This is a genomic window from Actinoplanes lobatus, from assembly GCF_014205215.1.
GTDB classification, from domain to species: domain Bacteria; phylum Actinomycetota; class Actinomycetes; order Mycobacteriales; family Micromonosporaceae; genus Actinoplanes; species Actinoplanes lobatus.
Genome location: NZ_JACHNC010000001.1, coordinates 1,788,649 through 1,812,884, shown reverse-complemented (window position 1 = coordinate 1,812,884; position 24,236 = coordinate 1,788,649). Strand labels below are relative to the sequence as shown.

At 71.9% G+C, this 24,236-nt stretch carries 22 protein-coding genes; 15 read left to right on the top strand and 7 right to left on the bottom strand.

Annotation, left to right across the window (positions count from 1 at the left end; all coding sequences use genetic code 11):
- Nucleotides 1-11: 11 nt before the first annotated feature.
- Nucleotides 12-1,076, top strand: coding sequence for a type III polyketide synthase (locus tag BJ964_RS08170; RefSeq protein ID WP_188120115.1), 1,065 nt, complete (start codon nucleotides 12-14; stop codon nucleotides 1,074-1,076).
- A complete protein-coding gene (locus BJ964_RS08165) occupies nucleotides 1,073-1,525 on the top strand; it encodes a DUF6023 family protein (protein ID WP_188120114.1) in 453 nt (150 codons plus the stop codon). Before BJ964_RS08170 ends, BJ964_RS08165 begins: the two co-directional genes overlap by 4 nt.
- Nucleotides 1,526-1,587: 62 nt before the next feature.
- On the opposite strand, the gene BJ964_RS08160 is transcribed toward BJ964_RS08165, so the two are convergent.
- Complete coding sequence (locus tag BJ964_RS08160; RefSeq protein ID WP_188120113.1) at nucleotides 1,588-2,370, bottom strand: hypothetical protein; 783 nt, start codon at nucleotides 2,368-2,370, stop codon at nucleotides 1,588-1,590.
- 350 nt (nucleotides 2,371-2,720) lie between these two features.
- Here BJ964_RS08160 and BJ964_RS08155 point away from each other — a divergent pair, with 350 nt between their 5' ends.
- Genes BJ964_RS08155 through BJ964_RS08130 form a run of 6 tightly spaced genes read left to right on the top strand, consistent with a single transcriptional unit; the run spans nucleotide 2,721 to nucleotide 7,623 of the window.
- Nucleotides 2,721-3,206, top strand: coding sequence for a CarD family transcriptional regulator (locus BJ964_RS08155; protein WP_183222390.1), 486 nt, complete (start codon nucleotides 2,721-2,723; stop codon nucleotides 3,204-3,206).
- Nucleotides 3,207-3,248: 42 nt separating this feature from the next.
- On the top strand, nucleotides 3,249-3,944 hold the full coding sequence (gene ispD / locus BJ964_RS08150; protein WP_188126850.1) for a 2-C-methyl-D-erythritol 4-phosphate cytidylyltransferase: 696 nt from the start codon (nucleotides 3,249-3,251) through the stop codon (nucleotides 3,942-3,944).
- Nucleotides 3,941-4,429 carry a 2-C-methyl-D-erythritol 2,4-cyclodiphosphate synthase gene (ispF, locus tag BJ964_RS08145; protein WP_188120112.1) on the top strand — a complete coding sequence of 163 codons (489 nt, stop codon included), beginning with the start codon at nucleotides 3,941-3,943 and terminating at the stop codon, nucleotides 4,427-4,429. The genes ispD and ispF overlap by 4 nt, the downstream gene beginning before the upstream one ends.
- A 30-nt stretch (nucleotides 4,430-4,459) precedes the next feature.
- The gene (locus BJ964_RS08140; protein ID WP_188120111.1) at nucleotides 4,460-5,560 is read left to right on the top strand and encodes a tetratricopeptide repeat protein; all 1,101 of its coding nucleotides are present in this window, start codon (nucleotides 4,460-4,462) and stop codon (nucleotides 5,558-5,560) included.
- Nucleotides 5,561-5,599: 39 nt separating this feature from the next.
- Nucleotides 5,600-6,442, top strand: a complete 843-nt coding sequence (locus tag BJ964_RS08135; RefSeq protein WP_188120110.1) for a hypothetical protein — start codon at nucleotides 5,600-5,602, stop codon at nucleotides 6,440-6,442.
- A 29-nt stretch (nucleotides 6,443-6,471) separates the two neighbouring features.
- Nucleotides 6,472-7,623 carry an outer membrane protein assembly factor BamB family protein gene (locus BJ964_RS08130; protein WP_188120109.1) on the top strand — a complete coding sequence of 384 codons (1,152 nt, stop codon included), beginning with the start codon at nucleotides 6,472-6,474 and terminating at the stop codon, nucleotides 7,621-7,623.
- A 13-nt stretch (nucleotides 7,624-7,636) separates the two neighbouring features.
- Here BJ964_RS08130 and hisC read toward each other — a convergent pair whose 3' ends face one another.
- Both hisC and BJ964_RS08120 read right to left on the bottom strand, forming a co-directional pair.
- The gene (hisC, locus tag BJ964_RS08125; RefSeq protein ID WP_188120108.1) at nucleotides 7,637-8,725 is read right to left on the bottom strand and encodes a histidinol-phosphate transaminase; all 1,089 of its coding nucleotides are present in this window, start codon (nucleotides 8,723-8,725) and stop codon (nucleotides 7,637-7,639) included.
- Nucleotides 8,722-9,669, bottom strand: a complete 948-nt coding sequence (locus tag BJ964_RS08120) for an RDD family protein (protein WP_188120107.1) — start codon at nucleotides 9,667-9,669, stop codon at nucleotides 8,722-8,724. Before BJ964_RS08120 ends, hisC begins: the two co-directional genes overlap by 4 nt.
- Nucleotides 9,670-9,862: 193 nt before the next feature.
- Between BJ964_RS08120 and BJ964_RS08115 the strand changes: the two genes are divergently transcribed.
- The 3 genes from BJ964_RS08115 (at nucleotide 9,863) to BJ964_RS08105 (ending at nucleotide 13,428) form a co-directional block, all read left to right on the top strand.
- Nucleotides 9,863-10,357 carry an Lrp/AsnC family transcriptional regulator gene (locus BJ964_RS08115; protein WP_188120106.1) on the top strand — a complete coding sequence of 165 codons (495 nt, stop codon included), beginning with the start codon at nucleotides 9,863-9,865 and terminating at the stop codon, nucleotides 10,355-10,357.
- A 57-nt stretch (nucleotides 10,358-10,414) separates the two neighbouring features.
- Nucleotides 10,415-11,707 carry a hypothetical protein gene (locus BJ964_RS08110; protein ID WP_188120105.1) on the top strand — a complete coding sequence of 431 codons (1,293 nt, stop codon included), beginning with the start codon at nucleotides 10,415-10,417 and terminating at the stop codon, nucleotides 11,705-11,707.
- Between the two features lie 62 nt (nucleotides 11,708-11,769).
- On the top strand, nucleotides 11,770-13,428 hold the full coding sequence (locus tag BJ964_RS08105; RefSeq protein WP_188120104.1) for a fumarate hydratase: 1,659 nt from the start codon (nucleotides 11,770-11,772) through the stop codon (nucleotides 13,426-13,428).
- A 15-nt stretch (nucleotides 13,429-13,443) separates the two neighbouring features.
- Here BJ964_RS08105 and BJ964_RS08100 read toward each other — a convergent pair whose 3' ends face one another.
- A complete protein-coding gene (locus BJ964_RS08100; protein ID WP_188120103.1) occupies nucleotides 13,444-13,968 on the bottom strand; it encodes a hypothetical protein in 525 nt (174 codons plus the stop codon).
- 240 nt (nucleotides 13,969-14,208) lie between these two features.
- On the opposite strand from BJ964_RS08100, the gene BJ964_RS08095 reads away from it, so the two are divergent.
- Genes BJ964_RS08095 through rlmB form a run of 4 tightly spaced genes read left to right on the top strand, consistent with a single transcriptional unit; the run spans nucleotide 14,209 to nucleotide 21,159 of the window.
- Entirely contained in the window at nucleotides 14,209-17,199 is a 2,991-nt protein-coding gene (locus tag BJ964_RS08095; RefSeq protein ID WP_188120102.1) for an AfsR/SARP family transcriptional regulator, read from the top strand.
- A gap of 38 nt (nucleotides 17,200-17,237) precedes the next feature.
- Nucleotides 17,238-18,593 (top strand): class II fumarate hydratase, encoded by a 1,356-nt coding sequence (locus tag BJ964_RS08090; RefSeq protein WP_223150016.1) that lies wholly within the window; start codon nucleotides 17,238-17,240, stop codon nucleotides 18,591-18,593.
- 23 nt (nucleotides 18,594-18,616) lie between these two features.
- Nucleotides 18,617-20,032, top strand: a complete 1,416-nt coding sequence (gene cysS, locus BJ964_RS08085; RefSeq protein WP_188120100.1) for a cysteine--tRNA ligase — start codon at nucleotides 18,617-18,619, stop codon at nucleotides 20,030-20,032.
- The gene (gene rlmB / locus BJ964_RS08080) at nucleotides 20,032-21,159 is read left to right on the top strand and encodes a 23S rRNA (guanosine(2251)-2'-O)-methyltransferase RlmB (RefSeq protein WP_188120099.1); all 1,128 of its coding nucleotides are present in this window, start codon (nucleotides 20,032-20,034) and stop codon (nucleotides 21,157-21,159) included. The genes cysS and rlmB overlap by 1 nt, the downstream gene beginning before the upstream one ends.
- 6 nt (nucleotides 21,160-21,165) lie before the next feature.
- Here rlmB and BJ964_RS08075 read toward each other — a convergent pair whose 3' ends face one another.
- From BJ964_RS08075 to BJ964_RS08065, 3 genes are read right to left on the bottom strand one after another with little or no spacing between them, the layout of a single operon-like run.
- The gene (locus BJ964_RS08075) at nucleotides 21,166-22,272 is read right to left on the bottom strand and encodes a PQQ-like beta-propeller repeat protein (RefSeq protein WP_188120098.1); all 1,107 of its coding nucleotides are present in this window, start codon (nucleotides 22,270-22,272) and stop codon (nucleotides 21,166-21,168) included.
- 18 nt (nucleotides 22,273-22,290) lie between these two features.
- On the bottom strand, nucleotides 22,291-23,328 hold the full coding sequence (locus BJ964_RS08070) for an ornithine carbamoyltransferase (RefSeq protein ID WP_188120097.1): 1,038 nt from the start codon (nucleotides 23,326-23,328) through the stop codon (nucleotides 22,291-22,293).
- A gap of 28 nt (nucleotides 23,329-23,356) precedes the next feature.
- Nucleotides 23,357-24,118 (bottom strand): SDR family NAD(P)-dependent oxidoreductase, encoded by a 762-nt coding sequence (locus BJ964_RS08065; RefSeq protein WP_188120096.1) that lies wholly within the window; start codon nucleotides 24,116-24,118, stop codon nucleotides 23,357-23,359.
- Between the last annotated feature and the right edge of the window lie 118 nt (nucleotides 24,119-24,236).

The window sequence follows — 24,236 nt, the reverse complement described above, 5'->3', positions numbered from 1 at the left end:
CGGGCCGCCGGATGGACGCGGTGATCAGCGGCGTCGGGGTGGCGCTGCCGCCCGCGACCGCCCAGGACGACATCTGGGACGGCTACTTCGCCCACCACTACACCGGCGCCCGGCACGGCCTGGCCCGGCGGATCTTCGCGAACGCCGGGGTCCGTACCCGGCAGGCCGTGGTGAGCCCGCTGCTGGAGGACGTCGCGAACTGGTCCACCGAGCGCCGGATGCGCCGCTACCAGGCCGAGGCGGTTCCGCTGGGCAAGGCCGCGGTGGACCGGGCTCTGGCCGACGCCGGGGTGGCGGCCGGCGATCTGGGGCTCTTCGCGGTCTGTTCGTGCACCGGCTACGCGACCCCCGGACTGGACATTCTGCTCGCCCGGGATCTGGGTATGTCACCCAACGTGCAAAGGCTCTTCGTGGGACACATGGGGTGTTACGCCGCGTTGCCGGGTCTCGGCACGGTGAGTGACTTCGTGGTGGCCCGCGGCCGTCCCGCGCTGCTGCTCTGCGCCGAGCTGACGAGCCTGCACCTGCAACCGCCCGGCGCCCGCGCGGACATCCAGCAGATCGTCTCGCACGCCCTCTTCTCGGACGCCGCGGCCGCCGTCGTGGTCACCCCTCACGATCAAAACCATCCGGGGTACGCCGTCCGCGAGCTCGCCGCGATCACCGACACCTCGACCGCCGACCACATGACATGGGAGGTCACCGATCTGGGCTTCCGGATGGGCCTGTCGCCGAAGGTGCCGGCGGTCCTCGCCGCGCACGTCCGCGGCCTGGTCGAGCAGGTCCTGTCGAAGCACGGCCGGAGCATCGCGGACGTGGACGGCTGGGCCGTGCACCCGGGCGGCCCGAAGATCCTCGACGTGGTCCAGGAGCGTCTGGACCTGCCCGCCGCCGCGCTCGCCGAGTCCCGTGCCGTCCTCGCCGCCCACGGCAACTGCTCGTCACCGACCGTGCTCCTGGTCCTGAACGAGCTACGCCGTCGCCCGGTCCCGCCGCAGCGGATCGTGATGCTCGCCTTCGGTCCGGGGCTCACGCTCTACGTCACTCTTCTGGAGGGCTCTACTCTCGCAGCGTGAGCAGCGAACGGGGACGCGGCGTCGTGCTGCACGCGCTGATGGCATTGATCTTGGTGACTGGACTGGTGTGGTGGTGGCGGGCCGCACCCGAGGGCGCGGGTGACGGCCGGCTGGCGCACTGGCGGCTGACCGCCGAGCAGCTGCTGCCCGATATCGGCGAGCAGGAGGTGGCGAACACTCTGGTCCTGGAGCCGGGCACCGGCTACGACGAGATCGTCGAGGTGGAGCAGGGCGACTTCCTGGTGTCGGTGGTGTGCGCCGGGGACGACGGCGCCCGGGTGCGGGTCAGCCTCGGCGGCGACGACTCCGGCCGGGGCCTGCGCTGCTCCGGCGCCCGCACCCCGGACATCTTCAGCGTCGGCCTCACCCGGCAGCTGCGCATGCACGTCAGCATCGACGCACCCGGCCCGGTCGTCTTCCGCTACGCCCTGCAGCGATCCTCCGGCTGACCCCGGCCGCGCCGATTCCTGCCGGTACCGACCACTCCGTACCCCATTATGGGTTTTAGTCGTTAGAGGCGGGACAGGTCGGGCCGGAACGTCTCGACCGAGGCGGTCCGTGGATGAACCCGGACGATCTTCCCGAGCCGGTCGACGAGGACCACCGCGGCCGTCCCGTCCGGCGCACCGAGCCCGAGTTGTCGCCGCAGCGTGTCGGTGGGGTCCTGCAACGCGGTGACCACCTTGCCGTCGGCCCGCGGGGTCCGTGCGGTCGGCAGCAGGTTCTGCCCGGCCGCGGGTGCGCTGGCGGACGCCCGCGCCTTACTCACGGTGAGGATCGCGATGTCACTTCGAACCGCGGCGATCGTGTCCCTGACCAGTGCCGCGCAGTCGCAGCCCTCGGTGAGCATCAACACGGCCGGAAGTCGCCCCAGAATCGAAACGCTCTGCCCCTCGCTGTCGATGAGGTCCAGCGCGGGCAGCTGGTCGGACCGGCTCTCGGGTGCGCCGGAGGTCCGCTGGGTGGCCGGCTGCCGGGGCGGCCCGGGCCACGCCGAGGCGAACAGGCTGGCGACCGTGACGAGGATGGCGAGGGTGATGATCAGGGCCGGGGTGTGGGTCAGCAGGCCGCTGAGACGGCGCAGCCGGCGGACCGTGGGCCGGCTGGCCAGGCGCTGCCACCCGTTGAGCGGCGCGGCCGTGTGCAGCTCGGCGCGGACCGCCGCGACCTCGTCGGCGAGCTCGGAGAGGTCGTCCGGAATGACGATGACGCCCCACTCCTCGGGGAACTCCGGGAGACCGTCGGAGGGCCCGCCGCCGGGCGGCCTGTCGCCGTTGTCGCTCGCGCCAGCCATGACTCAACCTCCCCCCTGGCCGACCAGATCTTGCTTCGGTCGGGGAACTTCCGTCCAGCGTCCCGCACGTGGAGCCGCATCGCCAGTGGTGCGCCGATGCGGACCTTAGCGATAAGCTTGATCTCACAAAGCCATCAGGTCCGGAATTCCCGACTTGGTTTACGCGGCCTTGTTGGCCGAGGTCGTAACGGTCTGGTCACTTTGCGTTACTTAGGCAGCTTCTCGCTTCGCTGTCAAGCGGTAGAAAGCCCCATCACAGGGCCTCTGAGCTGCACTAACAGTGACCGACAGGGCAAGACACGGCCGCCTGGGCGTGTTACCCTAGACACAGCGAAAGGGGTTTCGAACCTATGGTTTTCAGTGTCGGCGAGACCGTTGTTTACCCCCACCACGGGGCCGCACTCATCGAGGCAATCGAGACTAGGGTCATCAAGGGCGTTGAAAGGCAGTATCTCGTTCTGCGTGTCGCCCAGGGCGATCTGACTGTTCGGGTGCCCGCTGAGAATGCCGAAGAAGTCGGCGTGCGCGAAGTGGTTGGCGAGGAAGGCCTTGGAAAGGTCTTCGATGTCCTCCGTGCTCCGCACACCGAGGAGCCGACCAACTGGTCGCGGCGTTACAAGGCGAACCTCGAGAAGCTTGCTTCCGGTAACCCGCTGAAGGTTGCCGAGGTTGTCCGTGACCTCTGGCGCCGTGAGCGCGAGCGTGGCCTTTCCGCGGGTGAGAAGCGCATGCTCGCCAAGGCTCGCGACATTCTGGTCGGCGAGGTGGCCCTCGCTGAGAAGAGCAGCAAGGATGAGGCTGAGGTCCTGCTCGACAAGGTCCTCACCGAGGCCTGATCCGTCCAACGCATCCCTCACACCTTGACCGACGACCGCGACGTGACCGCGCAGCTCAATGCTCGCGGTGACGTCGCGGTCGTCGTTCCGGCCGCGGGCGCCGGTGTGCGCCTCGGCCCGGGCGCCCCCAAGGCGCTGCGCCTGCTCGAGGGGGAGCCCCTCCTGGTCCACGCGATCCGCCGGACGGCCGCCGCGCCGTCGGTCCGCATGATCGTCGTGGCCGCTCCGCCGGCCGAGGTCGAGGCCGTGCACGATCTGCTCTCTCCGGTGGCCCCGGTCACCGTGGTGGCGGGCGGCGCCGAGCGGCAGGATTCCGTCGCCGCCGCGCTCGCGGTCGTTCCCGATGACGTCGGCATCGTCCTGGTGCACGACGCGGCCCGCTGCCTCGCGCCCGCCGAGCTGTTCGAACGGGTCGCCGCCGCGGTGCGGGACGGCGCCGACGCCGTGATCCCCGCGCTTCCGGTGGTGGACACGATCAAGGAGGTCGCGGCCGACGGCACGGTCCTCGGGACGGTCGACCGGTCGGTGCTGCGAGCGGTCCAGACCCCCCAGGGCTTCCGCGCCGGCACCCTGCGTGCCGCCCATGCCGCGGCCGCCGACTCGCACACCGACGACGCCGGGGCGGTGGAGAAGCTCGGGCGGCCGGTGCTGTGCGTCCCCGGCTCGGACTTCGCCTTGAAGATCACCCGGCCCATCGACCTGGCACTCGCCACCCACCTGCTTAAGCTCTCGGAGTGATCATTCCGCGGGTCGGCATCGGTACCGACGTCCACGCCTTCGACCCCGAGCGGCCCTGCTGGGTGGCCGGGCTGCACTGGCCCGGCGAGACCGGGCTGGCCGGGCACTCCGACGCCGACGTGGCGGCCCACGCCGCCTGTGACGCGCTGCTGTCCGCGGCCGGGCTCGGCGACCTGGGCAGCAACTTCGGCACGAGCCGGCCGGAGTGGGCGGGCGCGGCCGGGATCACCCTGCTCGGCGAGACGGCCCGGCGCGTACGGGCGGCCGGTTTCGAGATCGGGAACGTGTCGATCCAGGTGGTCGGGAACCATCCCAAGATCGGGAAGCGCCGGGCCGAGGCGGAGAAGGTGCTCTCCGAGGCGGCCGGAGCACCGGTCACGGTGGCCGGCACCACCACCGACGGGCTCGGGCTCACCGGGCGTGACGAGGGCCTGGCCGGGATCGCCGTCGCGATGGTCTTCCCGGGGTCACCCCGAGTCGACTGATTTCCAGGTGGACGGCCTACGCTCGGCAGCGTGCCCGCCCCCTTGGAGCCCGACACCACCCCGGAGGAGCACCGCGAGCGTGCCCTCCTGCTGGCCGATCTCGGCCGCTACGACGAGGCCGCCGACGAGATCGCGGCCGGTCTGACCGCCGCGCCGCGGGAGGCCGGCCTCCTCACCACCCTGGCCCGCATCCACCTCGCCGCCGATCAGCCCACCGAGGCGCTGGCCGCCGCCGAGCGTGCCGCCGCCGCTGAGCCGGGGGACCTGGCCGTCCTCGTGGTCCGGGCGATGGCGCTCACCGACAGCCGGCGGTTCGCGGACGCCGCCGGGGTCGCCGCCGAGATCCTGACCGCGTGGCCGGACGAGGCGTACGCGCAGCGCACCGGAGCCGCCCTGCTCAGCGAGTCACGCAACGGCCAGGAGGCGCTGAACGCCGCGTGGAACGGCGTCCGGATCGCACCCACCGACGCCGAGGCGCACCTGGTGCTGGCCGTGGTCGCCGCCCGGTTGCGGTTGTTCGACCTGGCGCAGCGGGCGTACGGGGAGGCGCTGGAACTGGACCCGGTGATCGGTGACGCGGGCCGGGACACCGGGATCGTCCGGTTCGAGCGCCGCCGCTGGGCCCGTGCCATCGAGGACCTGGCCGAGGAGGCGTCGCTGGGCGTGCCACCCGGTGGGGACGTCCCGGCTCCGGGGGCGTTCGCGAGCCCGGCCACACCGGTGGTGGCGCCCGCCCACCCGGTTCTCGACGTGTCCGGGGAGACCGCGGACGCGGTGGGCGAGACGGCCCGGTACGGCTCCGGCGGCACCATCGTGGCGGCCGTGCTGGCGGCCGCGATGACCCTGGTCAACGTCGGGATCTCCCGGGTCTGGGCGGGGCTCATCGGCGTACTGATCTTCGGTGCCGTGGTGTTCTGGTTCCGTGGCCGCTTGCCGGAGCCGGCCGGGGTGGTGATGCGCCGCCTGCGCTCCGGGGACCGGCGTCTCGCGGCGGCCGTCTACCTGACCTTCGCGGCGCCGCTGTTCCTGCTGGCGTACGCGGTCGTCGGCGGGCCGGCGCCACTGGTCGCCGGCATGGTGGCGGGCGTCGTCGCCGAGGTCCTGGTGCCGGCGGGCCGCCGCAAACGCTGAGGCTGTCCGTTTCGCGCGGCGTCTACTAGGTTCGAATTCGTGTCGACTATGGTGCCTCCGCTCTACGCCGGGCTGGTCGATGACGCGTGTCTGCTGCCGCCCAGCCCGGTCGGACTGGACGACGCGGTGCTCAAGCACCAGGAGCACACCGCTTCGTGGTACAGCGACCTGATCGGCTCGCTGCTGATGCCGGCCTCGCTCCTCGGGACCGAGCAGGTGCCCCGGCTCACCGCCGCGCTGATCGGCGACGTGCCGGCCGCGGCCCTGCCCAACACCGTGGAGAAGCTGCGCTCGTCCGGTGTCGTGGTGAAGCACCTCGAGGCGGCGGTGGCCCGCCGGGGCGAGGACCCACAACCCGGCCTGGCCACCCTCCGCACCTTCGCGGCCGCCGGCACCGGGCTCCCGCTGTACGCCGAGATCCCGCTGAGCTGGGGCCTGCTGGCGGCGCTGGACTCGGTGGCCGAGGCCCGGGCCGACGGTGTGCCGATCGCCCCCAAGTTCCGGGTCGGCGGGCTGGCCGCGGAGCTGTTCCCGACCCCGGTCGAGCTGGCCGCGGTGATCTGCGCCTGCCGGGACCGGGAGTTGCCGTTCAAGCTGGCCGCCGGGATGCGCCACGCCACCCGGCACACCGATCCGGAGACCGGGTTCACCCACCACGGCTTCCTGAACGTGCTGGTCGCCACGGTGATCGCGGCCGGTGGCGGTGAGGTGGCCGAGGTGGCCGAGGCGCTGGCCGCGACCCATCCGGTGCCGCTGGTCGAGCCGGCCCGCACGCACCGGGACGGGCCGCGGCCGCTGTTCGTCGGATTCGGTGCGGCGAACGTGGTCGAACCGCTCACCGAACTGGTCCGGCTGGGCCTGATCAACGGTGGGTTCGAGTGAGCTCGCCCTGACCTGTAATACTTTCGCCCGTGACCCGGGTGCTGCTGCGAATCCTGGCGGCCGTGCTTCTGCTGGTCGCGAGTGCGGCGATCGGGTGGCGGGTGCTGGCCCCGGCGGAGCAGGCCGCGAGCGCCATCACGCCGTACCCTCCCGAGCCGACGCCCACCTTCGGTGTCACCGGGCGGCTCAACCAGGCGCCGCTGATCGTCGACCGGCGGCTGCGCGTCTACGCGGCGAAACACCAGGTCCGGGCGGACGGGCCGGTCACCGCGCGGACCATGTACACCGCCCGCTGGTCGTTCCGGCGCTGGCCGGAGCAGGTGAGCGCGGTGGTCGCGAGCGGCGCCACGGTGGTCACCCGATGGTCCGACGGGCGGTTGATCGCGCTCGATGCCCGTACCGGAAAGGTGTCGTGGCGGGCGGACGGCCCGGACGCGCCCGGCTATGCCGGACACCGCACCGGGGCCGCGACGGTCTGGAGCCCGCCGGGTCTGCGTCTCGCCGGCGGCGCCGTCGTGGTCACTCAGGGGCAGGATCTTTCGGGGTACGCGCTGAGCACCGGCGAGCGCCTGTGGAGCATCACGGTCCCGGCCGGTTGCGCCGACGGGTTCACCACCGAGGGCGGCGCGTACGTGTGCGCGACCGGCGCCTACGACGCGGTGACCGGCCGTCCCGTGAGCGGCTGGCCGGCCGGGCCCTACGAGCCGGTCGGCTGCGTCTCGTCCGTCTGCCCGGCGTTCCGGGACGGCTCCGGGCACGGCTGGCTCGCCGGTGGCGCCGTCCCGCGGCGGGTGGCCGCCCTGGACGCGCCCGGGTCGACGTTCGCGGCCGGTGTGGTGGTCGTCCCCACGGACGCGGGGATCAGCGCGGTGTCCGTGGACGGTGAGCGGCTCTGGGAGCGCCCCGGGCTGGTGCGGGTGCTCGGCGGCACCCCGGCGACGGTGTTGCTGCTCACGCCGTCGAACTCGCTCGAAGGCCTGGACGCCCGGACCGGGGTGCTGCGCTACACCTACCCGATGGCCTACGGGACCGACGACACCCACTGGAAGCCGGGGCTCTACCAGGTCTTCGACGGCTACCTGGCGATGGAGCGGCTGAGCCCCGAGGCCCCGGAGGACCCGGCGTCGCCGATCTACTACCTCACCCTCGACACCGTGCTGGTCACCGTCCTCCCGTACTGATCAGGGTTTTTGATCAGGCCGTTTCGGTGAGCGTGGCCTCGGCGACCGCGAGGAACCGGTCGTTCTCCTCGGGGGTGCCGATGGTCGCCCGGACGCCCTCGGGGTGGAAGCCGCGAACGATCACGCCGCGGTTCTCGCAGGCGGCGGTGAAGGCGGCGGTCCGGTCGCCGAGCGGCAGCCAGACGAAGTTGGCCTGGCTGTCCGGCACGTCGAGGGACAGCTTGCGCAGCGCCTCGGTCACCCGGGACCGCTCGGTGACCACCTCGGCGCACCGGCGGCGGACCTCGGCCTCCTGGTCGAGGGCGGCGAGGGCGGCCGCCTGCGCGACCAGACTGGTGGAGAACGGGGTGACCACCTTGCGGATGGTGGCCGCGATCTCCGGCTGGGCGACCAGGTAGCCCATCCGCAGACCGGCCAGGCCCCACGCCTTGCTCATGGTGCGCAGGACCACGACGTTGGGGCGGTCCCCGTACGTCTCCAGGCCGTCCGGCACGTCCGGGTCGGTGACGAACTCCCGGTACGCCTCGTCGAGCACCACGAGCACGTCCGACGGCACCTCGCCGAGGAACCGGTCCAGCTCGGCCCGGCGCAGGCTGGTGCCGGTCGGGTTGTTCGGGTTGCAGACGAAGACGAGCCGGGTCTGGTCGGTGATCGCCTCGGCGATCGCGGTCAGGTCGTGCCCGTGCGCCGCGGTGTTCGGCACCCGGACGCTGGTGGCGCCGCCGCCGGCCGCGATGATCGGGTACGCCTCGAAGGACCGCCAGGAGTAGACGATCTCGTCGCCCGGCAGGCAGGTCGCCTTCACCAGGATCTCGGCCAGCGCCACCGAACCGCAGCCGGTGACCACCCGCTCCGGGGCGACGCCGAACCGCTCGCCGATCCGGTCGCGCAGCTGGACCACGCCCATGTCCGGGTACCGGTGGACGGTCCGGGCGGCCTCGGTGATCGCCTCCACGACCCCGGGCAGCGGACCGTACGGCACCTCGTTGCTGGCCAGCTTGATCGCCTCGGCGATGCCCAGCTCCCGGGCGAGGTCGGCGACGTTGCGGCCGGGCACGTAGTCGGGCAGCGCGTCCAGATCGGCACGGGTGAGCCGGGTCATTGCGGTCCTCCGGGGTTGTCGTCGCGGGTGGCGGCGTCGATGGTGGGTTGCGCCCCGGGCGGTACGGCGACCACGACGGTGGCCGCGGCCTTGTCGTGCCACGCCTGCCGCAGCCGGGGGTCGAAGACGGGGGACAGCGCGGCCACGAACTGGATGACCAGGCCGATGCCGCACCACCAGAAGAGGGTCCACATGCCGAGCCGGGCCCAGCGGGTGAAGGCCCGGCCGAACCCGATCGGGCCGGTCTTCTCTACCGGGACGACCTTGATCCCCATCAGCCGCTTGCCCAGGGTCTGCCCGGTGCTGGCGATCGACGGCGCCTCGTAGAGCAGCCAGAGCAGCGTGGCGATCATGACGATGGCCACCGACAGCGTCTGCATCCGCTCCGGGGGCTGCTGGACCACCGGGGCGGCGACGCCGGCCTCGATCTGGTCCATGTAATCGGTGAGGATCGGCCGGAAGTCCTGCCAGTACATGTACACGAAGTAGCCGTTGACCAGGATGTTCAGCAGCAGCACCGCGGCGATGTCGACGAGCCGGGCGGTGAGCCGCCGGCCGAGCCCGGCCAGCACCATGCCGTGCGGCCGGACCTCGGGCATCGGGTAGAGGTAGGGGTGAATCGGCTGCGCGCCGGCCTGCTTCCAGCCCGGCGGCGGCTGCATGCCGGGCGGGGGCTGCCATCCCGGTGGCGGCGGCGGTTGCGGGCCCCAGCCGGGCGGCGGACCCGGCTGCGGGCCGGGGGCCGGCGCGGGGGCGGGGGTCACGATGGTGGGCGCGGCCGGCGTGACCGGGGTGGGCGGCTCCGGCTCCTCCGTGGGCGGTGGGCCGTCCGGTGGCACCGCGTCCGCCGGGATGGCCTTGCCCACCCAGCCCTCACCGTCCCAGTAGCGCTGGGTGCTGGTGTCGGCGGGATCCTTGTACCAACCCGCGGGAACGGAACTCATGCGCAAACCTTTACCACGACATCTTGACGATTCCCTGCGGGCTGACCGGTCCGCTGGGCCTGCTCACAGTGTCACAGGTCGTCACCGTCCGGAGGCCGGTGCTTCCGCCTCACGGTGATCCTTCGGGCCGGGCTGGGCAACCGTCGCGTTCATGGCTGATCAACCTGCGCAATCGGTGCGGTAGCTTCACGCCATGGGTGAGCAGACTGTCCAGCTGGATCCGCTCGACGCGCGGCTCATCTCGCTGCTCGCGGCCGAGCCGCGGATCGGTGTGCTGGAACTCTCCCGGCGGCTCGCGGTGGCCCGCGGCACGGTGCAGGCGCGGCTGGACAAGCTGATCGCGCGGGGCGCGATCAAGGGCTTCGGGCCCGAGGTCCAGCCGGCCGCGATCGGCTTCGGGGTCACCAGCTTCGTGACATTGGAGATCATCCAGAGGTACGGGCACGACGCCGTCGCCGAGCACCTGGCCGAGATCCCCGAGGTCCTGGAGGCGCACACGATCACCGGCGGCGGGGACATCCTGTGCCGGATCGTGGCCCGCTCCAACGCCGACCTGCAACGGGTGATCGACCAGATCGTCGGCTACGCGGGCATCGGCCGGGCCCACACGATCATCGCGCTCGCCGAGCTGATCCCGTACCGGACCGTGCCGCTGGTTCGGTCGGCGACAAATGCGCGGATAACCTGACGACACGGACTTTCCGTGCTGGCGGGTTCCCGGATCGAAGGTCATTACCCTGCCCGCATGGCCTCCGGAGGCGGTTCCTGGAAGGGATACACGCTGGTCGCCGCCACGGTCGTCGTCACCGTGCTGGCCGCGACCGGCGTGTGGAACCCGTTCCCGCAGCTCTGGTCGTGGATCAACACGAGCGGGCCGATCGCGCCCGGGGCCCGCTGGCAGCAGCAGCTGGGCGGGTCGCCGCAGAGCATCGCGATCGCCGGGGACTCGGTGATCGTCGAGTACCGGACCTCGGTGGAGGCCTACGGCCTGACCGCCGCCGTCAAACTCTGGTCCTCGGACGCCGACTGGGCCTCGATCGCCGGCAAGGGCGCCAACGCCGTCGTGGTGACCGGCCGCCTGCTGACCAAGGGCTACCAGGTCCTCGACCCGGCCACCGGCACGGTACGGCGTTCCGACACCGGTGCCACGGCGGTCTGGACCTACCAGGACGCGATCGTGGACCTGAGCTGTTCCGACGGCGACGACTGCCGGCTCACCGCCTGGGACCCGCGCTCCGGTGAACAGCTCTGGTCGGTCGGCACCGGAAGCATCGGGTTCGTCCTGGACGCCGCCAACCCCGATCTGCCGGACACCCGGCGGCTCTCCTCCAACAAGGTGGACGACGACGTGGCCGGGCCGCCCGTCCTGCCCGGGCTGCTCGGGCTGCCGCACGACGGGCAGATCCGGGTGATCGACACGGCGAGCGGACGGCTCGTGCAGACCGTGCGGCCCGGCCGGCAGCAGCGGGTCGCGGTGGTCGGCGGCCGGGTCCTGACGATCACCGGCACCGCCAAGGACGGCACCTGCTACTACGACGTGGTGGCCGGGAACCCGCCGGGCGGCCAGGTGGTGTGGCGGCGGGACGGGCTGAACCTGCGTACCGCCGACAACGGGTCGGCCTGCGACCAGGAGCGCGATCCGGCCGGCGGCTACAACGTGGTGCTCGGCGTCGACCCGTACGGGCGGGAGGTGCTGATCAACGGCTACGACGGGCGCGACCTGTGGTACGGCGACAAGGAGTCGACCGTGCTCACCCTCAACGACGCGTACGCCGTCATCCGCAAGGGCGATCAGGTACGCGGGTACTCGTTCGCCAAGGACAAGGCGGTCTGGCGGCTGGACGGGCGGGGTGAGGTCGGTGCGGCGCTCACCCCGTACGCCGTGATCGTCGTCTCGAAGAACAGGGTGACCGCGCTGACCCCGTCGAACGGGGCGGTTCGTGCCGATGTGCGTACCGATGCGAAGGTCTTCGCGGTCGGTCCGGACGGGATGATCGCGGCGTCCGGGAGGGACATGGCCTACCTGCCGTTCTCCTGATGCGGGGAAGCTCCGGGGAGTGGTTCGCGCGGCACGGCCTCGCTGGCCTAGGCTTGCCGCTCATGAGCAGAGGCGCCGATTTCAGCTACTCGCCGCTCCTCCCGACCGGTGCGGACATGACCGAGTACCGCCTGGTCACCGACGAGGGCGTGGATGTCGTCGAGGGTCCGGGCGGCCGACGGTTCCTGACCGTCGATCCGGCGGCGCTCACCCAGCTCACCGCGGAGGCGATGCACGACATCGCGCACTACCTGCGGCCCGCCCACCTGGCCCAGCTGCGCTCGATCATCGACGACCCGAAGGCGTCGCCGAACGACCGGTTCGTCGCGCTGGACCTGCTGCGCAACGCGAACATCGCGGCCGGCGGGGTGCTGCCGATGTGCCAGGACACCGGCACCGCGATCGTGATGGGCAAGCGCGGCCGGCACGTGCTCACCGACGGCACCGACGAGGCGGCCATCGCCCTCGGCGTCTACCAGGCCTACACCCGGCTCAACCTGCGGTACTCGCAGCTCGCCCCGATCACCATGTGGGACGAGAAGAACACCGGGACCAACCTGCCGGCCCAGATCGAGCTGTACGCCGAGGACCCGGGTGGCCAGCCGGACGCGTACAAGTTCCTGTTCATGGCCAAGGGCGGCGGCTCGGCCAACAAGTCGTACCTGTACCAGGAGACGAAGGCGCTGCTGAACCCGCAGCGGATGATGCAGTTCCTGGACGAGAAGCTGCGCCTCATCGGGACGTCGGCGTGCCCGCCGTACCACCTGGCCGTGGTCGTCGGCGGCACCAGCGCCGAGCACGCGCTGAAGACCGCGAAGCTGGCCTCCGCGAAGTACCTGGACAACCTGCCCACCTCGGGCACCATGCTGGCGCACGGCTTCCGTGACCTGGAGCTGGAGGCCGCGGTCCTGGAGCTGACCCGGGACTTCGGCATCGGCGCACAGTTCGGCGGACGGTACTTCTGCCACGACGTCCGGGTGATCCGCCTGCCCCGGCACGGCGCGTCCTGCCCGGTCGCGATCGCGGTCTCCTGCTCGGCGGACCGGCAGGCGGTCGCCAAGATCACCCCGTCCGGCGTGTGGCTGGAGCGGCTGGAGACCGACCCGGCCCGCTACCTGCCCGACGTCGACCTGGACGAGTCGCCCGTCGTCAACATCGACCTGAACAGGCCGATGGCCGAGATCCGCGCGGAGCTGAGCAAGTACCCGGTGAAGACCCGGCTGTCGCTGACCGGCCCGCTGGTGGTGGCCCGGGACATCGCGCACGCCAAGATCGCCGAGCGGCTCGACGCCGGCCAGCCGATGCCGGACTACCTGCGCGACCACGCGGTCTACTACGCCGGCCCGGCCAAGACCCCCGAGGGGTACGCCTCCGGCTCCTTCGGGCCGACCACGGCCGGCCGGATGGACTCCTACGTCGAGAAGTTCCAGGCGGCCGGTGGGTCGATGGTGATGCTCGCCAAGGGCAACCGGTCCAAGCAGGTCACCGACGCCTGCCAGGCCCACGGCGGGTTCTACCTCGGCTCGATCGGCGGCCCGGCGGCCCGCCTCGCCCAGGACTGCATCCGTCACGTCGAGGTGCTGGAGTTCCCGGAGCTCGGCATGGAGGCGGTCTGGAAGATCGAGGTCGAGGACTTCCCGGCCTTCATCGTGGTCGACGACAAGGGCAACGACTTCTTCGAAGCGGTGACGAAGCCGGTCCTGGGCATCGGCCGGCGCTGACCGGCGTACCGGTGGTCAGCTGATCGCGCAGTAGCCGGCCACCGGGTTCAGCCACTCGGCGATCTGGATCTTGAGGTTCTTGTCCAGATCCTTGGTGGTCTTGATCTTCTCGATGTAGTCCCGGTTCTTCGCGCTGGTTTCGATCTTCCCCACCGAGACGATGGCGGACGCCTTGAGATCCGGGTTCTTCGCGGTGGCGACCTGCTTGCGGATCTCGGTGGCCACCGCCTGCAACTCGGCGGCGGCGGTCTTCTCGGCCGCGGCGGCGCCGGCCTTGTCCTTGGCCTCCTTGTAGGCGATCATCTTGCCGATCGCCTTGCCGAAGTCGCCGAACCCCGTGGTGAAGGCCTTGTCGAGGCGGCGGCACACGACGTCGTTGTCGGCCGAGTAGTCCGGCGCCGACGGCGAGGCGGTCGGGGTGGCCTCGATCCGTGCCGATGTGACGGGCTGCGGGGCGCTGGTCGGCTTCGGATCGCTCCCGCAGGCGGCGCTGCCGAGCAGTACGCCGCCGGTGAGCACGGCCAGGATGGCGCTTCGCATCAGAGGGTCCTCTTCGTCGGGGGCATCCAAACCCACCCGACGTTACGTAACGAAGACAACGACCGCCAACTCTGTGTGATCACTGAATAACGAACAGCCCGCTCGCGGGTGTTCACCGCGAGCGGGCTGTACCTCCCCCGTTGCGAGTAGCCCCACCACTCTCCGGGGGCGCGCTATCGGAACGCTGTCGATCCACTCTTGCCGGTTCTGGCTACCCTTTGATCGCCGCGTACGGAATGGATGGCCACTTTGCGCTACCGCATTCTGGGAATACTCTCCGTAACTGACAATGAACTTCCGGTAGCGGTCACGGCCGGCCGGGAGCGGATCGTGCTCGCCATGCTGCTGCTCCGGCCCGGCCGGATCGTCGGCGTGGGCGAGCTCACCGAGGCGGTCTGGGGTGCCGAGCCACCGGCCACCGCCCGCGGACAGTTGCAGACCTGTGTGTCCAGGTTGCGCAGGATCCTCCCGGACGGAGTCATTCTCACTGATCCGGCCGGATACGGCATCCGCGTCGATCCCGGCGACCTGGACTCCGCCGAGTTCCTCCGGCTCGTCGAGGAGGCGCGCACGGCCGCTCCCGAGCGGGCCCGTACCGCGTACCGGGCGGCCCTGGACCTGTGGAGCGGCCCGGCGTGCGCCGAGATCGACGCCCCCGAGGTCCGGCAGGCGGCCGCGATGCTGGACGAGCGGCGGGCCCTCGCCGTCGAGGACTGGGTGGACCTGGAACTGGCCGCCGGGCAGGCGCGGGAGCTGCTCGGCGAACTGGCCGCCCTGGTCGACCGGTTCCCGCTGCGGGAGCGGCTGCGCGGGCAGCTGATGCTGGCGCTGTTCCGGGCCGGGCGGCAGGCCGACGCGCTGGCCGAGTTCCGGCGGGCCCGCGACACCCTCCGCGACGAGCTGGGCATCGATCCCGGCCCGGAGCTCCAGGAACTGCACCGTGACCTGCTCGCCGGATCGGTGCCCGCGGCGGCCGCCCGCCCGTCGGCGCCGGTCGACGTCATCCGCTGCCTGCCGCGTACCGTCCGGGACTTCACCGGCCGGTCCGGGCTGGTCGGCCGGCTGCTCGGCGAGGTGTCCACGGCCGACCCGGCCGGACCGGCGATCCTGGTGATCGACGGGATGGCCGGCAGCGGCAAGACGACCCTCGCGCTGCACGTCGCCACCCTGATCGGCGACCGGTACCCGGACGCGCACCTCTTCGTCGACCTCCAGGGGCACAGCGAACACGACCCGGTCGACCCGGCCGGCGCCCTGCTCGTCCTGCTGCGCCAGCTCGGCCTCGCCGCCGACATGATCCCGGCCGCCCTGGTCGACCGGGTCGGGCTCTGGCGTACCGAGTTGGCCCGCCGCCGGACACTGGTGGTCTTCGACAACGCCGCGTCCAGCGCCCAGGTGGCGGACCTGCTGCCGACCGCGGCGGGCAGTTTCGCGGTGGTCACCAGCCGCCGCCGGCTCGCCGGACTGGACGGCGTGCACCCGGAGTCGCTGCCGGTCCTGGACCCGGACGAGGCGATCACCCTGCTCGAACGGATCGCCGGCGAGCGGGTACGGGACGAGCCGGAGGCGGCCGCCGAGGTGGTCCGGCGCTGCGGTGGCCTGCCGCTCGCCGTACGGCTGGCCGGCGCCCGGCTCGCGCACCGGCCCCGCTGGCGGGTGGCCGACCTGGTCCGCCGGCTGGGCGACGCGGCCCTGCCCGAGCTGGCGGTGGAGAGCCGGACCGTGGCCAGCGCGTTCGCGCTCTCCTTCGGCCAGCTCGCGGAGTGCCAACAGCGGCACTACCGGCTGCTCGGCCTCTTCCCGGGCACGCTGCTCGACGCGCCGGCCGCCGCGGCGCTCACCGGCCTGCCCCTCGACGAGGCCCGCGATCTGCTGGACGAACTGGTCGACGTCCACCTGCTGGAGGAGCCGGAGGCGGGCGTCTTCCGCATGCACGACCTGCTCCGGGAGTACAGCGCGCTGCTCGCCGAGGGCCTGCCCGAACCGGAGCGCGGCACGGCCGTCCTGGCGATGCTCAACCTGGAGACGCACGCTCTGGCCGCCATCACGCCGCCGACCATAGAGAGCCTCGCCACCTTCCTGGGGAAGGTGCCGGACCTGCGGCCCGACCTCCGGGCGGCGATCACCGACCCGGCCGCGCGGCTGGAGTTGCACCGGCCGGACCTGGGCGCCTTCCTGGAGGCGGCGGTCCGGGCCGGGCACCCCCGGTACGCGTGGTACATCCCCCGGGCCGCCTGGTACCTGCTCTTCTACCGCGGGTACAACGAGGACGTCGTGACCCTGCACGAGCGTGGCCTGGCCATCGCGCGCGAGGCCGGCGACCTGGACGGGATCGCGATGATGGCGAACTACGTGGCCTCCTACCACTACCGGGTCGCCGACTACGACCGGACGCTGGAGTACCTCCAGGAGGCCAACGCGATCCGGGTGCGGCAGGGCGACCTGCGGGGCCGGACGCAGGGCCTGTCGAACCTGGCATCGGTGCTGGTCGCCACCGGCCGGTTCGCCGAGGCGGTGACGAGCGCGGAGGAGGCGATCCGGCTCGCCTGCCTGGCCCGGCTGCCGATCAGCCCGCTGTGCGCGACCACTCAACTGGGCATCGCTCTGCGGCGGCTCGGCCGGTACGAGGAGGCGCTGCGCACCGACCGGCTCCGGCTGATGTCCGCCCGCTACCCCGGCGAGGCGCACGAGATCTCCGGATGCCTCATGCAGATGCAGCGCAACAAGCGCAGTCTCGGCCTGAGCACCCTGTCGTCCGACCGGCGGTACCTGGAGATCGCCCTGCGGATCGTCCTGGAAAACTCGCTGACCCCGCTGGAGGCCGAGGTGCGCGCGGCGCTCGGCGTGGTCCTGGCCCTCCAGGGCGACTACGAGGCGGCGCTGGCCGAGCACCGGCTCTCGGTCGGTATCGCCGACCGGATGAACCAGATCCGGTTGCAGCAGGAGACCCTCGCCGACTACGGGGACACGCTCCGGGCGTCCGGGGATCCGTTGGCCGCGCGGGCGGCGTACCAGAGATTGATCGATCTGCCCCGCGCGGACCGGCACCCGTTCTTCGTGGCCCGTGCCCTCGCCGGAATCGGCGAGTGCGCCGCGGTGAGCGACCCGGAGGAGGCCCGGCGCCTCTGGGCCCGGGCGCTCGAGCTGTTCGAGCGGATGGGCACGCCGGAGCGCTTCGCGGTGGCCGATCGGCTGCGGGCCGCCGAGGGTCGAGAGAGGATGGTCCGGTGACGACCGACGAGAGTGGTTTCCGGATCGAGCGCGACACGATGGGCGAGGTGCGCGTCCCGGCCGCGGCCCTGTGGCGTGCGCAGACCCAGCGGGCGGTGGAGAACTTCCCGATCTCCGGCCGGGGGCTGGAGACGTCGCACATCCGGGCGCTGGCCCGGATCAAGGGCGCCGCGGCGCGGGCCAACGCGAGCCTCGGCGTGCTGGAGAAGGACCTGGCCGAGTCGATCGCGACCGCCGCGGCGCACGTGGCCGACGGCGGCTACGACGACCAGTTCCCGGTCGACGTCTTCCAGACCGGCTCGGGCACCTCGTCCAACATGAACGCGAACGAGGTGATCGCCACCCTGGCGAGCCGCGACCTGGGCCGCCCGGTGCACCCGAACGACCACGTCAACGCCTCCCAGTCGTCCAACGACGTCTTCCCCTCGTCGATCCACGTCGCCGCGACCGAGGCGATCAGCCAGGACCTGATCCCCGCGCTCGCGCATCTCGCCACCGTCCTGACCGCGAAATCCGCGGATTTCGCGCAGATCGTCAAGAGCGGCCGCACGCATCTCATGGACGCCACCCCGGTCACCCTGGGACAGGAGTTCTCCGGGTACGCGCGACAGGTCACCAACGGCGTCGAGCGTCTCCAGGCGACCCTGCCCCGGCTCGGTGAGCTGCCGCTCGGCGGCACCGCGGTGGGCACCGGGGTGAACACACCGCCCGGGTTCGCGCAGGCGGTGATCCGGCTGCTCGCCGACGAGACCGGCCTGCCGCTGACCGAGGCCCGCGACCACTTCGAGGCGCAGGGCGCCCGGGACGCGCTGGTCGAGGCGTCCGGCCAGCTGCGCGTGGTGGCGACCGGCCTCTACAAGATCGCCAACGACATCCGCTGGATGGGCTCCGGGCCCCGGGCCGGGCTGCGCGAGCTGCGCCTGCCCGACCTCCAGCCCGGCTCGTCGATCATGCCGGGCAAGGTGAACCCGGTGGTCCCCGAGGCGGTCCGCCAGGTCGCCGCCCAGGTGATCGGCAACGACGCGACGGTCGCCTTCGCCGGCACCCAGGGCGACTTCGAGCTCAACGTGATGCTGCCGGTGATGGCCCGCAACCTGCTGGAGTCGATCCGGCTGCTGGCCGCCGTGTCCCGCCTCTTCGCCGACCGCTGCGTGGTGGGCCTGGAGGCGAACGAGGAGATCGCCCGGGGGTACGCGGAGGGTTCGCCGTCGATCGTCACGCCGCTCAACCGGTACCTCGGCTACGACGAGGCGGCCGCCATCGCCAAGGAGGCGCTCGCCACCGGACGGACCATCCGCGAGGTGGTGATCGGGCGCGGCCACGTCGGGGCGGGCAAGCTCACCGAGGCGCAGCTCGACGAAGCGCTCGACGTGCTCCGGATGACGCGTCCCTGACGTACGGCCGGTACCCTTGTACGGTGACTCTGCGCTTGTATGACACCGCGACCCGATCGGTCCGGGACTTCGTCCCGTTGACGCCCGGTCAGGCGGGGATCTACCTGTGTGGTGTCACCGTGCAGTCCTCGCCCCACATCGGCCACCTGCGCTCCGCCGTCAACTACGACGTGCTGCGGCGCTGGCTGCTGCACGAGGGGCTGGAGGTCACCTTCGTCCGCAACGTCACCGACGTGGACGACAAGATCCTTCAGAAGTCGCTGGAGCACAAGCGGCCGTGGTGGGCCATCGCCTACGAGAACCGGCTGCTGCTGGAGCGCGACTACCGCGCCCTCAACGTGCTGCCGCCGACGTACGAGCCGTTGGCCACCGGGCACATCACCGAGATGCACGATCTGATCGCGACACTGATCGAGCGTGGGCACGCCTACCCGGGCGGTGGCGACTGCGCCGACGTCTACTTCGACGTGCTCTCCTACCGTGAGTACGGCGCACTCTCCGGTCAGCGGCCGGACGACATGCGCGACGCCGGCGACGCCCCGGTGCGCGACAAGCGCGACCACCGTGACTTCGCCCTGTGGAAGGGCGTGAAGGCGGACGAGCCGCAGGACGCGTACTGGCCGTCGCCCTGGGGCCGCGGCCGGCCCGGCTGGCACATCGAGTGCTCGGCCATGGCCCAGCGCTACCTCGGCGACGAGTTCGACATCCACGGCGGCGGTCTCGACCTCACCTTCCCGCACCACGAGAACGAGGTGGCCCAGTCCAAGGCGGCCGGTCTCGGCTTCGCCCGCTACTGGGTGCACCACGCGCTGCTCAACCTCGGCGACTCCAAGATGAGCAAGTCGCTGGGCAACGTGATCGACCTGACCTCGGTGGCCGAGGCCGGCATCCGCCCGGTCGAGCTGCGCTACTACCTGGGCAGCCCGCACTACCGCTCGCGGATCGACTACTCCGACGAGGCGCTGCGGGAGGCCGCGGTCGCCTACCGGCGGATCGAGGGCTTCGTGCAGCGCGCGGCCGAGGTGGTCGGCAACGGGCGGCCCAAGGCGGTGCCGCCGGCCTTCGCCGACGCGATGAACGACGACCTGAACACGTCGGCGGCGCTCGCGGTCGTGCACGACACCATCCGGGAGGGCAACACCGCCCTGGCCGCCGGTGACGAGCCGGCCATTCGCGGCGCGCTGACCGCGGTCCGGGCCATGCTCGGGGTGCTCGGCCTCGACCCGTTCGACGGCGCCTGGAGTGGCGGCGAGGGCGGCAACGATCTCAAGCCGGTGGTCGACTCCCTGGTCGCCCTGGCATTGGAACAGCGGGCCCAGGCCCGCGCACGTAAGGACTGGGCTGCCGCCGATTCGGTGCGGGACCAGCTCAAGAACGCGGGTATTCAGGTGGAGGACACTCCGACCGGGCCGCGCTGGACGGTAGGAGAACAGCACTGATGGCCGGCAATTCGTTCAATGCGAGCAAGCGCTCCACCTCGAAGAAGGGGGCGAGCATGGGGTCCGGCGGCAAGAACCGCGCCGGGCTCAAGGGCCGGGGCAAGACCCTGCCGGCCGACGAGCGCCCCTGGCACAAGGGCTACTCGGGCACCGAGAAGCTGCCCGAGAAGACCGCCCGTAAGCAGGACAAGGAGCGCCGGGCAGCGGCCGCCGAGGGCCGTGCGCCCAAGGTCGGCATGCCCGGCACCAAGGACACCACCTGGGGTCGCGGCGGTGGCCGGGCGACCGGGATCACCCGGACCCAGTCGTCCCGCGGCGGCGTGCGTGGCGGCGGTCCGCGGGGGCCGCGGATCGCCCCGGGGCGCCGCTCCAACCCGACCAAGGAAGGTCCCGAGCTGCTGCTCGGCCGCAACCCGGTGGTCGAGGCGCTGCGGGCCCTGGTGCCCGCCACCGCGCTGTACGTGGCGCAGGGCATCGACATCGACGAGCGGGTCACCGAGATCGTCCGGACCTCCGGTGACCGGGGCATCCCGATCCTGGAGATCAGCCGCAACGAGCTGGACCGGATGACCGGCGGGGTGCTGCACCAGGGCGTCGGGCTCCAGGTGCCGCCGTTCGCGTACGAGGACTTCGAGGACCTGGTCAACGCGGCGCTGGAGCAGACCGCCCCGCTGCTGGTGGCCCTGGACGGCATCACCGACCCGCGCAACCTGGGCGCCGTGATCCGGTCGGTGGCCGCCTTCGGTGGCCACGGCGTCTTCATGACCGAGCGGCGGGCCGCCGGCATCACCGCGACCGCCTGGCGCACCAGCGCCGGGGCGGCGGCACGGGTGCCGGTGTCGCAGGTGGTCAACCTGACCCGGGCGATCAAGTCGGCGCAGAAGGCCGGCTTCACCGTCATCGGGCTGGACGCCGACGGCGAGACCGACCTCTACCAGTTGGAGGCCGCGGTCGGGCCGCTGCTCGTGGTGGTCGGCTCCGAGGGCCGCGGCCTGTCCCGCCTCGTCGGCGAGACCTGTGACCTGCGGGTGAGCATCCCGATGGCCTCCGACGTGGAGTCGCTCAACGCCAGCGTGGCGGCGGCCGTGACCCTCGCCGAGGTGAGCCGCCGCCGATCCCAGGGCTGAGTCCGGCTAGAAGTAGGCGCGCAGACGGTTGCCGTCCGTGAGGAATAGGCGGCCGTCTGCGACGACCGGCGGGTGGCTCTCGTCGCTCGGCATGCCGCCCTTGCGCGGCTTACCGGTCTCCGCCTCGACGATCGACAGCGCCGCGCCGATGCCGGCCGGGCTGTAGAGCAGCGCGCCGGCCCGGACCGGCTGCCCGGCCCCGTCCTCCAGAGGCACCGACCAGAGCTTCCGGCCGTTGCCGGCGTCCAAGCAGTAGATGCTGTGGTTCTCCGGGAAGTAGAGCTGCTTGTCATCGGCGGTCACCGCGGACGGATGCCAGGTCGACTCCCAGATCGTCCGGCCGTTGGCGGCGTCGACCGCGGTCAGGCCGACGTTGCTGCTCGAGACGTAGAACCGGGAGCCGGCCGGGTCGCTGCCCACGGCGTACCAGTTCTCCTTGGTCTCCCAGAGCGTCGCGCCGGTGGTGATCAGGACGGCTCGGGAGCCCGCGCCCTCCTGCCGCAGCAGCAGCCGTCCGCCGGCCGAGAGCAGCCCGTCGGCCCGGGTCCCGCCCAGTCTCCACAGACGGGCGCCGGTGGCCAGCCGGTGCGCGATGGTGGAGGCGCCGAAATCCGGCCGGACGTCCACCACGACCACACCCTGGTCGATGACCATGTCCTGGCTGGGAGCGCCGAGGGGAAGCTCCCAGAGCCGGGAACCGGTCGAGGCGCGATAGGTGGTCAGGAAGTTGCGCGTGCTGGTGCAGGCGTAGCTGAGAACGGCCAGGATCCCGTCCGACATGGCCAGCCGCGTGACACCCCGGCCGTGCAGGTCGGCGTGCCAGCGGCGTTTCCCGGTGGCCGGGTCGTACGCCCCGACGCCGCCCGGATCGCTGGTGTAGAGGAGATCGCCCCCGGCGAGCGGTTCCCGGCCGACCTCGCATTCCGGGGCGGCGTGCGTGGGGATGTCCCATCGCCGCCTGATGTCGTTGACCGTTGCCGGGGTGAGCCGGCGCTCATACGGGTTGTAGTAGGTGGCACCTGGGCCGTAGCCGGTCTGGGACCACTCCGAAGGTGGTGTGGCCCAGGCGGCTGGGCTGGGCAGACTCAGTGCCGCAGCGAGTGCGGCAACCATGACGGAACTCATACAAGATCAACGAAGGAGCCCTCCGTCGGGATCGCCGGAGAGGGCGGAGCCGGCAGGGGCCAGCAGCGCGGCCAGGATCGCCTTCTGCGCGTGCAGCCGGTTCTCCGCCTGGTCGAAGATGATCGAGCGGGGACCGTCCTTCACCTCGGCGTCGACCTCCTCGCCGCGATTGCTGGGCAGGCAGTCCATGTAGACGGCATGCGGGGCGGCCAGATCCATCACCTCGGTGCTCACCCGCCAGTCCCGGTGGGCCTCCCGGCGGGCGGCCTCGTCGGCGCCCTCCCGGGACAGGCACTTCCAACTCTGCACGTACACGACGTCGGCGTCCCGGACCGCCTCGCGCATGTCGTCGACGTACTCGATCCGGCCTCCGGAGTCCTGTGCGAGCGCGGCGCTCCGCTTGACGTACTCGGCGTCCAGCGGGAACTCGGGCGGGTGGGCGACCGTGAGGTTCATGCCCAGCGCGCCGGCGGCGAGAAGCCAGGAGTGCGGCACCCCCGGTGTCTTGGCCCGCGACGAGTACGCCCAGGTGAACACGACCCGCGGGGCGGTCGGATCCGGGCCGTGCAGCTCCTGCACCGTCATCAGGTCGGCGAGCACCTGGCAGGGGTGCTCGTGGTCGTCGAGCGCGTTGATCACGGGGACCGGGCTCCGCTCGGCGAGCATGGTCAGGGCCGCGTGCCCCTCGCCGTACCGGGTCATGTCGTAGTGGCGCAGGATCAGCGCGTCGAGGTACCGGCTGAGGACCTTGCCGGTGTCCTCCAGCGTCTCGGCCACCGCGAGCCGGAGGTCCTCGGCCCGGTAGTGCTCCGCGTGCGCGCCGAGATGCCGCGCGGCGACCTGGAAGGACACCCGGGTCCGGGTGGAGCTGACGTTGAACAGCATGCCGATCTCACGGCGGTCGAGCAGGTTGTTCCGCTCGCCGGTCCGCTTGTAGTGGTGTGCCAGTCGCAGCAGCGCCCCGATCTCGGCGGCGGACAGATCCGCCAGCCCCAGCAGATCACGGCCACGGAGCCCGGCGAGCACCTCATGGTCGACGGTCATTCGGTCCCTCCCAGGTTGCGGGTCGGCGTCAGGCGATCCCGCCGCCGTCCACCGGGAGCGCCACCCCGGTGACGAAACTGCCGGTGTCGGCGGCGAGGAAGAGCACGGCCGCGGCGATCTCCTCGGGGCGGCCGATCCGGGCCAGCGGCCGCTCGGCGGCCTCGGCCAGGAAAGCCGTGGTCTCGGCGCCCAGCTGAGCCGCTTCCTGTCGCAGCATCGGTGTGTCGGTGTCACCCGGGCAGACACAGTTGACCCGGATGCCGCGTGGGCCGTGATCGATGGCCATGGCCCGGGTCAGGTTCACCACGGCCGCCTTGGAGGCGCAGTAGACCGCGGCACGGTCGCCACCCTTGAGCCCCCAACCGGAGGCGATGGAGACGATGCTGCCGCCGCCGGCCGCCTCCATCAGCGGCACGACCCGGCGCCCCAGCAGGAACACCGAGTCGACGTTCACCGCCATCACCCGGGTCCAGTCGTCCTCGCTGATCTCGGTGACGCTTCCGCGCCGGATGATGCCGGCGGCGTTGCAGAGAACGTCGATCCCACCGTGCCGCTCGACGGCGGCGGCGACGGCCCGGTCGCATCCGCCCGGCTCCGACACGTCGGCCACGACCGCGGTGGCGGTCCCCCCGGCGTCGACGATCCGGCGGCACACCTGTTCGGCCGCGCCGGCGTCGATGTCGACGACGGTGACCGCCGCCCGGGCGTCGGCGAACGTCCGGGCCACGGCCCGTCCGATGCCGGAGCCGGCTCCCGTCACCATGGCGTGCTTGCCGGACAGTGCTCCCACGGAACCTCCAGGTACGGGCCGGATCGGCGGCGGGCGTACTGATGTTAGAGACGAGTCACATTTACGGAGATCAACTTCTTTTGCGGCGCCGCCGAATTCTGTTTCGCGGGCCACAGCC